The 9,627-nt window shown below is 46.0% G+C and carries 8 protein-coding genes and 1 pseudogene; all 9 read right to left on the minus strand.

The window, feature by feature from the left end; translation table 11 throughout:
• A pseudogene (locus ACW12G_RS04500) lies at positions 1-185 on the minus strand (orotate phosphoribosyltransferase); the annotation flags it as partial.
• Positions 182-880, minus strand: a complete 699-nt coding sequence (pyrF, locus tag ACW12G_RS04505) for an orotidine-5'-phosphate decarboxylase (RefSeq protein WP_455647378.1) — start codon at positions 878-880, stop codon at positions 182-184. The gene pyrF and the pseudogene ACW12G_RS04500, both read right to left, overlap by 4 nt.
• Positions 881-897: 17 nt before the next feature.
• Positions 898-1,827: a dihydroorotate dehydrogenase gene (locus tag ACW12G_RS04510; RefSeq protein ID WP_455647379.1), complete on the minus strand. Its 930-nt coding sequence runs from the start codon at positions 1,825-1,827 to the stop codon at positions 898-900.
• 50 nt (positions 1,828-1,877) lie between these two features.
• Complete coding sequence (carB, locus tag ACW12G_RS04515; protein ID WP_455647380.1) at positions 1,878-5,057, minus strand: carbamoyl-phosphate synthase large subunit; 3,180 nt, start codon at positions 5,055-5,057, stop codon at positions 1,878-1,880.
• A complete protein-coding gene (locus ACW12G_RS04520) occupies positions 5,050-6,138 on the minus strand; it encodes a carbamoyl phosphate synthase small subunit (protein ID WP_029509839.1) in 1,089 nt (362 codons plus the stop codon). Before ACW12G_RS04520 ends, carB begins: the two co-directional genes overlap by 8 nt.
• Before the next feature lie 38 nt (positions 6,139-6,176).
• Entirely contained in the window at positions 6,177-7,445 is a 1,269-nt protein-coding gene (locus ACW12G_RS04525; protein ID WP_455646480.1) for a dihydroorotase, read from the minus strand.
• Positions 7,432-8,343, minus strand: a complete 912-nt coding sequence (locus tag ACW12G_RS04530; RefSeq protein WP_455647381.1) for an aspartate carbamoyltransferase catalytic subunit — start codon at positions 8,341-8,343, stop codon at positions 7,432-7,434. Before ACW12G_RS04530 ends, ACW12G_RS04525 begins: the two co-directional genes overlap by 14 nt.
• 179 nt (positions 8,344-8,522) lie before the next feature.
• Positions 8,523-9,155: a signal peptidase I gene (lepB, locus tag ACW12G_RS04535; protein WP_048701993.1), complete on the minus strand. Its 633-nt coding sequence runs from the start codon at positions 9,153-9,155 to the stop codon at positions 8,523-8,525.
• A gap of 52 nt (positions 9,156-9,207) precedes the next feature.
• A complete protein-coding gene (locus ACW12G_RS04540) occupies positions 9,208-9,561 on the minus strand; it encodes a YlbF family regulator (RefSeq protein WP_270747270.1) in 354 nt (117 codons plus the stop codon).
• Between the last annotated feature and the right edge of the window lie 66 nt (positions 9,562-9,627).

Consider the following 9,627-nt stretch of genomic DNA (forward strand, 5'->3'; position numbering starts at 1 on the left):
GTAATGAGTTCAGCCAAACCTTTAAAAATATTTTGACGGACTTCAGGAAAACCAATCGTCATCCGGTTATCTGTATAAATTGGGCTTTTAATGCCAGAGGCCCAAGTAAAGGGCGCTTCCGGTGAAAACTTCACGGCCCCAATCTTTAATAAATCATTTGCGACTTGTGTTGCATATTCTGTCATGCTTCATTTCCCCATTCTGCCATCACGCGTTGGTAAGCGACAACTGGCGTTTGTGCTTTTGTAATTGAACGACCGACGACCAGACCCGTGGCCCCTGACTCGCGGGCAACGGCTGGTGTGGTGATCCGTGCTTGGTCATCAGCGGCATCACCGGCCAAACGAATACCTGGCGTGATGCGTATGAAATCATCAGTTGTCACCGCCTGAATGAGCGCTGCTTCCCCTGGTGCACTAATCGTTCCGTCCACCCCAGCGGCATAAGCCAACTTCGCCAAATGCTGTACACTATCAGCCATTGATAATGGTGTTTGCTGCGTGGCTTGCATGTCCGCTTCTGAAAATGATGTGAGTTGCGTCACCGCCAAAATTTTCATGTCAGCGCCCTTATTGGCAACCGCCTGCTGCAACATTTTGGTCCCACCAGCGGCATGAATGGTCAAATATTGCACGTCCAGTTGCGCAAGGCGCGCTACAGCATGCCCAACAGTATTTGGAATATCGTAAAGTTTAAGGTCTAAAAAGACGGTAAAGCCTTGTTGGCGTAATTCACGCACAAATGCTGGTCCGGCTGCGTAAAATAGTTCCATCCCAACCTTCACAGCTGGTTGTTCGGGTAAATCACGAAATGGTACCAAAAACGCTTGCGCACTGGCAACATCCGGAAAATCTAAGGCAATAAAAACAGGTGCGGTCATCAGCATTCCTTTCAACTTCAGTTCTGTGAGTTCTTAAACGTGTTCGTCACGGCTTGCACATCGTCAAAACCATAGCGATCGAGGGCTTCCGGCAGCGCTGCAATGATGTCTAACATCATGTCTGGTTTTTCAGCCAACCCGGAGCCGACTTGGACAGCGCTCGCACCAGCCATTAGCATTTCTAAGGCGTCATCGACGGTGCGAATGCCACCAACCCCAATCACCGGAATCGCCACAGTTTGGGCAACTTCATATACAAATCGGACTGCAATCGGATGAATCGCTGCCCCAGACATACCGCCTGTGCCACGCGCTAATTGTGGCGCACGGGTGTTCAAGTCAAAGCGCATCCCCACTACCGTATTAATCAAAACAATGCCGTCAGCACCTGCGTCTTCGACAGCTTTGGCAATGGGTTTGATATCCGTGACATTAGGTGACAATTTGGCATATACTGGCAAATCCGTCACGCTTTTAATTGCCGTCACCACTTCTGCAGCAGCTTGCGCATCCACCCCAAAGGCCATACCGCCACGGTCCACGTTTGGGCAAGATAAATTCACTTCAATAGCTGTGATATGTCCCGTTGCGGATAACAACTGCGCTAAATCACGGTATTCTTGAACGGATTCACCCGCAATAGATGCCATGACTGGTAAGTCGCCTGCATATTTTTCGGTGATTTTTGGGAGAAAATCAGCCATGACATTTTCGACCCCTGGATTCGCCAAGCCAACCGAGTTCATCACACCACTGGTGATGTTAATGACCCAAGGTTGCGGATTGCCCGCACGTTGCGCCATGGTAATCGTCTTCGTCACCAAGGCACCAGTTTTTTCAATCCCGTACATATCTTCCAGGCCAAAATAAACGGCGCCTGATGAATTCATAATGGGGTTTTTCAAGTTTAATCCTGGTAGTTGTACGGCTAAACGTTGTTGCGTCATGTTTTTCTCCTAATTTGTCTCACGGGACAATTTTATTAGTACTTCTGGTGTTATTTCATTTCGTTAACGGTGAAGCTGCGACTTTCAAGCACATCCAAGAAAGCACTCACGGTGTCTAATGCCGTAAACAGCGGCACTGCGTTTTCGATGGCGGCGTTTCGAATCAAACGGCCGTCTGATTCGGCACGATCATCCGCTTGTGTCGTGTTAATCACAACTTGGAGCTTTTGTGCGCGTAGTGCTTCAACTGAATTGTTATCAGATTCAGCAATTTTGTCCAATGTTTCAACAGGTAAGCCTTGACTAGCAAGATAAGCGCCTGTGCCGGCCGTGGCAAACAAGGCAAATCCAAGGTCATTGAAGCGACGGGCTAACGTTAACGCTTCTTCCTTATCGTCATCAGCGACAGTGAAAAGGACATTCCCATATTGTGGTACTTTAATGTTTGAGGCCACAAAAGCTTTGTACAAGGCTTTTGGCAAAGTTGCGTCTGAGCCCATAACTTCACCAGTTGACTTCATTTCTGGCCCAAGTAGTGAATCAACGTCTGGTAACTTCGTAAATGAGAAGATTGGTGCTTTCACATGGACCATATCATCAGCTGGTACCAGACCCGTTTCAAAGCCCATATCTGCCAACTTTTCACCCAACATCACGCGGGTAGCCAGTTGTGCCAATGGGATATGGGTCACCTTTGAAATGAATGGCACCGTACGTGAAGCTCGTGGGTTCACTTCAATCACGTAAGCCGTGTCTTCATGAATCACAAACTGTACGTTCATCAACCCAATTGTCCCCATCGCTTTTGCCAAGTTAATGGCTGCTTGCGTCATTTCATCTTGGACTTTTTGTGACAAATATTGTGGTGGGTAGACTGACATCGAATCGCCTGAATGCACACCGGCACGTTCGATATGTTCCATGATACCTGGAATAACCGCTGTTTCACCATCTGACAAAACATCCACTTCTGCTTCTTGACCCACCAAGTAAGAATCAATCAAAACGGGGTGATCATTTGACACCTTGACGGCCCGTTGCATATAGTCTTGGAGTTCATCATCTGATGACACAATTTCCATTGCCCGACCACCTAACACGTAAGATGGGCGAATTAACACTGGATAGCCAATTTCTTGAGCTGCTGCCAAAGCGCCTTCAACTGTGGTAGCTGTTTTACCAATGGGTTGTGGGAGTTGTAATTGTTTAATGACTTGATCAAAGGCTTCACGATCTTCGGCACGATTCAAATCTTCAACCGTTGTCCCAAGAATATGCACGCCATTTTCAGCTAATGGTTGGGCCAAATTAATCGCTGTTTGACCACCAAATTGCACCACAACACCCAAAGGTTGTTCGAGGTCAATCACATTCAAAACATCTTCAAGTGTCAACGGTTCAAAGTAGAGCTTGTCTGAAATTGAGAAATCTGTTGAGACCGTTTCAGGGTTCGAGTTCATGATAATGGCTTCGTAACCGGCCCGTTGAATGGCCTTAACGGCATGCACGGTCGCGTAATCAAATTCTACGCCTTGCCCGATACGAATTGGCCCTGAACCAAGTACGATGACAGATGGCTTATCTGACGTTACAGACTCATTTTCACGTTCATAGGTTGCGTAGAAATAAGGGGTTTGCGACTCAAATTCAGCAGCCACCGTATCCACCATCTTATAAACTGGGATAATACCGGCTTCTTGGCGTAATTGTCGAATTTCTGCCGTCGTTTTGTGCCAAATTCCGGCAATCGTTTCATCTGCAAAACCGTTTTTCTTCGCATAGTGTAAGTAATCTAAATCGCCAACATGCGCTGCCAAATCACGTTCGATTTCAATAATGTGTGACACTTTATCCAGGAAGAATTCATCAATTTGTGTTTTATTATGAATCGTTTCGATGCTGACAACACGACGCAACAAGTCAGCTATCTTGAGCAAACGATCATCACGAGCAGGCATCAAAGCATCAAGCAATGCTTCATCTGTCATATCATCATAGGTGATGTCATTTAAGCTAGTTGCCTCAATTTCAAGCGAGCGCACCGCTTTTAACATGGCTTCTTCCATGTTACGACCAATCGCCATGACTTCGCCGGTGGCCTTCATTTGCGTACCCAATCGGCGATCGGCAGTGGCAAATTTATCAAATGGCCAGCGTGGAATTTTAAAGACGACATAGTCCAAGGCTGGTTCAAATTCAGCCTTAGTCATGCCAGTTACGGGGTTAATGATTTCATCCAATGTCAGCCCAACCGCAATTTTGGCCGCCATTTTGGCAATAGGATAACCTGTTGCTTTGGAAGCCAACGCTGATGATCGTGAGACACGGGGGTTCACTTCGATAATGTAATACTTGTATGACTTTGGATCCAAAGCCATTTGAATGTTCACGCCACCTTCAATTTTCAAGGCGCGGATGATTTTCAAGGCTGAATCACGCATCATTTGCACTTCGCGATCTGACAAAGTTTGCACTGGTGCCGTCACAATTGAATCACCCGTGTGGATACCGACGGGATCAAAATTTTCCATAGATGCTACGACCAGCGCATTATCACTGGCATCACGCATCACTTCAAATTCAATTTCTTTATAACCGGCAATTGAACGTTCAATCAATACTTGCGTCACGGGTGACAATTCTAGCCCATTGGCGGCAATTTCGACTAACTCATCATGCGTGGCTGCAATCCCGCCCCCAGTACCACCCAAAGTATAGGCAGGACGAACAATCACTGGATAGCCATGCGTGTCGGCAAATGCCAAGGCTTGTTCCAAAGTAGTCGCAATCGTTGATTCAGGAATTGGTTCGTTCAAACGTTCCATCAAATCCTTGAACGCTTCACGATCTTCTGCTTCTTCAATAGCCGTGAGCTTTGTGCCTAATAATTCGATATGCAAGTCATCCAAGATGCCTGCTTCAGACAAATCTTTGGCCATATTCAAACCAGTTTGGCCACCAAGCGTTGGTAAGATAGCATCTGGGCGTTCCTTACGCAAAATACGTTCGATGAAGTCAATTGAGATTGGCTCAACATAAACTTTATCAGCGATTTCTGCATCCGTCATAATTGTGGCGGGGTTTGAGTTCACCAAAATGACTTGGTAACCCTCTTCTTTCAAGCTCAAGGCAGCTTGCGTGCCAGAATAATCGAATTCAGCAGCTTGTCCGATCACAATTGGGCCAGAACCAATCACCAATACTTTGTTAATGTCTGTACGCTTAGGCATGTTGTGTTGTCTCCTTTTGTGCTTCCGCAATCATGTTCAAAAAATCATCGAATAAATATTCCGCATCGTGTGGCCCTGGGGCAGCATCAGGATGGAATTGAACTGAGAAAGCGTGGTGGTTCTTGAGGCGCAAACCTTCAACTGTTAAGTCGTTGATTTCTTCATGAGTCACTTCGAGATTGGTGTCCCCCAAGCTATCACGATCCACAGCATAGCCGTGGTTTTGTGAGGTAAAGTCCAAACGCTCATGTGCCAAATGACGCACCGCGTGGTTAAAGCCACGATGACCAAATTTCATTTTATAAGTTTGGGCCCCATTAGCCAGGGCAAATAACTGGTGACCCAAGCAAATGCCCATCAGCGGCAACTGTTCTTGTAACGTTTGAATGGTTGGAATGGCGTATGCAGCATCTTCAGGGTTACCAGGGCCATTTGACAAAAGGATGCCATCTGGATTCGCCGCCAGTACTGTTTCAGCTGAAACATCTGCTGGAAAGACCATGACGTTAGCGCCACGCTTCGCTAAAGCGCGCAAAATCGAGTTCTTTAAACCAAAATCAATCAAAGCGATTGACACACCATCCGTTGGATTTTGGTATTGCGTCTTTGTCGTCGCTTCGGCGACCAAATCTGCTGATGTTTCAAAATCACGCAATTGGACAAACACATCATCCGTCACTTCATCAACCAAAGCCGCCTTCATGGCGCCTTGGTCACGCAACTCACGTGTCAAGGCACGCGTATCAACGCCAGTAATTCCTGGCATTCCCATGCGTTCAGCCCATTCCGTCAAACTCATCATTTGTCGCCAGTTACTTGGGCGACGCGCAATTTCATGTACAACAATGGCTGAGGCTGCTGGCCGTAAACTTTCAAAGTCATCACGGTTGATGCCGTAATTACCAATTAAAGGATAAGTGAAGACAATCATTTCACCACGATAGGATAAATCTGTGATTGATTCTTGATAACCTGACATACCGGTATTAAATACCAGTTCGGCCATCACGTCTGTCTCAGCTCCAAAGGCTTCACCTTCATAGATTGATCCATTTTCAAGTACTAAATATCGCTTTTTCATTTGTCCCTTATCCTTACTGTAATTTACGTTCTGCCGTGTCATGCTTGATACACAATGTCACCATCAACCCAAGTCGCCATTGTGCGACCATAGACCGGCCAACCCACAAACGGCGTGTTTTTACCGAGTGATTTGAAGTCTGCTTCAGCAATCGTGTCCCGTGCTGCTAAGTCAAACAAGACCAAATCGGCCGTTTCGCCAGCAGCAATTTGGGTTGGTGCTGGCAAACCAAAGGCGGTAGCCGGCGCAACCAACATGCGGTGAATCAACGTTTCTAACGTCATCACCCCTGATTTCACCAAATGCGTATAAAGCAATTGGAAGCTTGTTTCAATACCTGTAATGCCAAATGGGGCTGTTTTAAAGGATTGTGCCTTTTCTGCCGTCCCGTGTGGCGCATGATCAGTCGCTACCATGTCAATGGTACCGTCCAGCAGACCTGCTAACACCGCTTCGCGATCGGCTTGCGAACGTAGCGGTGGGTTCATCTTGAACAAGGTGTTATCCCCTGTAATATCTGAATCCGCTAATAAAAGATGGTGTGGTGATACTTCAGCCGTTACATGCACGCCCTGTGCTTTCGCTAAACGCACGAGTTCAACAGACGTTTGCGTTGAAATGTGCGCCACGTGGTAATGCACCCCAGTTGCTTGCGCTAGGACAAGATCACGCGCAAGCTGTGCGCTTTCGGCCAAACCTGTAATACCTGGTAATTGCAATTTGTTGGCCGTTGCGCCAGCGTTCATCACACCACCATGGAGTAAGGAATCATCTTCTAAGTGCGCAACCAATGGCTTATTGACGCTGGCGGCCGCCGTCATGGCTTGCAGCATCGTATCAGCTGTTTGCACCCCTTTCCCATCATTACTGAAGGCAACCGCTCCAGCGGCCGCCATGCCTGCAATATCTGAAACCGTTTGGTCCGTTAATCCAGCTGAAATAGCGCCGTATTGTGCGACATGGACAACCCCGTTTTTGGCATTTAGCGCAACCTGTTGGGCAACGCGTTCAGGACTATCCGGTACTGGATTGAGATTTGGCATGGCAACAACGGTTGTAAAACCGCCGCGAGCCGCTGCGGCAGAACCAGAAGCAATCGTTTCTTTATACGTAAAGCCTGGTTCACGGAAATGCACATGCACGTCCACCAACCCATTGGTGAGAAAAGCGCCATTGGCATCAAATACTTCTGCCGTAGGGGCTGTGATTGTTTCGGCGACTTGCGCAATTTTTTGACCATCGATCAAGACATCGTGTTGCTTAAGCTCACCGTCTACGAGCAGGTTTGCGTTTTTAATCAGCTGCATGTTCAGTCTCCATTGTATATTCTAAGATTGCCATTCTGGCATAAACACCGTTCGTCATTTGCTCAAAGATGCGAGATTTTGGGGCTTCCTCTAAGTTGTCTGCAATTTCGACATCACGATTGACTGGGGCCGGATGCATCACAATCGCGGTCGCTTTCAAACGCGCATAACGCGCCTGATTTAAGCCAAATTGTTCGTGATACTGTCTAGCTGAAAAGCTTAAGTTTTCCGTTTGGGTAATCCGTTCATGCTGAACACGGAGAAACATGACCACATCCTGTTTGTCCCAATCCTCATCAATGGCAACGAAGTGACCAAATTGTTGAAAATCATCCGGCAACCAACTGTCCGGTCCTGAGAACGTGACGTTAGCACCTAATTGATGCAAGATATCCGCATTGGAACGTGCCACCCGTGAGTGTAACAAATCACCAACAATTCGGATATGCAACCCATCAAAATGACCAAATTGTTCATATATGGTCACCAAGTCAAGCAAGCTTTGAGAAGGGTGTTGCCCGCTCCCGTCACCCGCGTTGACTAATTGTGGGATGGGATGACCAGCTGCTTCAAGCACTGGTACATACCAATCATTGACGGCATGTCGGACTACCGCAACATCAATGCCGATTGCTTTAAGGGTTTTGAGGGTATCTGCTAAACTTTCCCCTTTTGACATCGAACTGGTTTGTGGATCAAGCACAATCTGATGATAACCCAGCTTGTTTTCAGCCATCTGAAAACTTGTATGCGTTCGGGTTGAATTTTCAAAAAATAGATTGGCAACGGTGAACGGTGCCTGTTTTGGCGTTGCACCAGCTTTTAAAGCCAATGCCCGTTGCACCAACTTTAACACATCACCACGATCGAGTGCATTTATATTCAGAAAATTTCGCATAATACCCCTCTTTATACAAAAACCGCGTAAGTCGGCAGACTTACGCGGTTCTAGAAAATTACGGTCAATAGTATAGACTACGACCCCGAGTATCTAAATGCCTTGCAAGTCTCTCTGGACTTAATTAAAGGTTTTATCGTTTCACATATAGTAGCATTTTTTTGGCTCAGTTGCAAATGCTATTTTGCAAAGAAATGCTTATTTTGTTGGTTGACGTTTGCTTTAGCTGTTTGATTTGAGTTCCAGAATGGGACAATTACCTTACCTTCAATATGCTTGGCATCAACGAAACCAAAGTAACGGCCGTCGTTAGAAACTGAGCGATGATCACCCATCACGAAATATTCTCCGGCTGGCACTTTCACCTTGTTACGATCCTTCTTTTGCCACAAATCACTCGCTGACAGACTCGCTAATGACCAGTTCTTACCAAATGACATCTCTGTGCCTTCGGTCCGTTCATTAATCCCAATATAATCTTGGTTAACTTGCTTGCCGTTAACGTAAAGATTTGAGTCCTTATAAGAGATGGTATCCCCAGGGACACCAATAATGCGCTTCACGTAATCTTTTTCACCAGGTCGAATTCTTGGATCTTCCTGACGCGCATCAAAAACAACCACATCGCCTCGTTGATACTTAGCAATCTTATTCAAAATCACTAATTCATTGTTTTGCAAATTAGGCGTCATTGATGGGCCACTAACGTGAACAAAAGTAAATAGGAACGTGCGAATCAAGATGACAATAATTAATGCTGAACCGATTGGCACAAGCCATTCTTTGAAAAACTCAAAAAACTTTTTTAACATCATTTTCCTCTTTCATAACACCGTACGCTGTCATCACGTCCGGTGCTGTAATTTAGCGACGCAAAGCTGCGTAAGCATCCGCTACTGGCTTTGTGACAATATCGTTTAACTCAGTCAACAATGTATTCAAAGCTTGTTCCGCTGCCAACAATGCCGTGATTGTGTCATTTTTTTGTACTTTTTCAGCAACAGCATTCCATTCTTTTTCTTGTTCTACTGTTGGTTGTTGTTGCGTTTGCATCATTTGTTGCACAGCCATTTGGATGTCTTGGAATTGATCAAACAATGCCTTCGCTTCTGCATCAGCTTGGATCGCATCAAATTCTGCTTGCCAAGCTGTGTATTGTGGGGTTGTTTTTAAAACATTTGCCATTTCGTTGGCGTTATCATAAATGTTAACTGTCATATTATTATCCTCTTATTTTTAATTGTTTACGTCACGTGATTATTGGCCACCAAAGAGGCCTTTAAC

This window comes from Leuconostoc sp., from assembly GCF_965300815.1.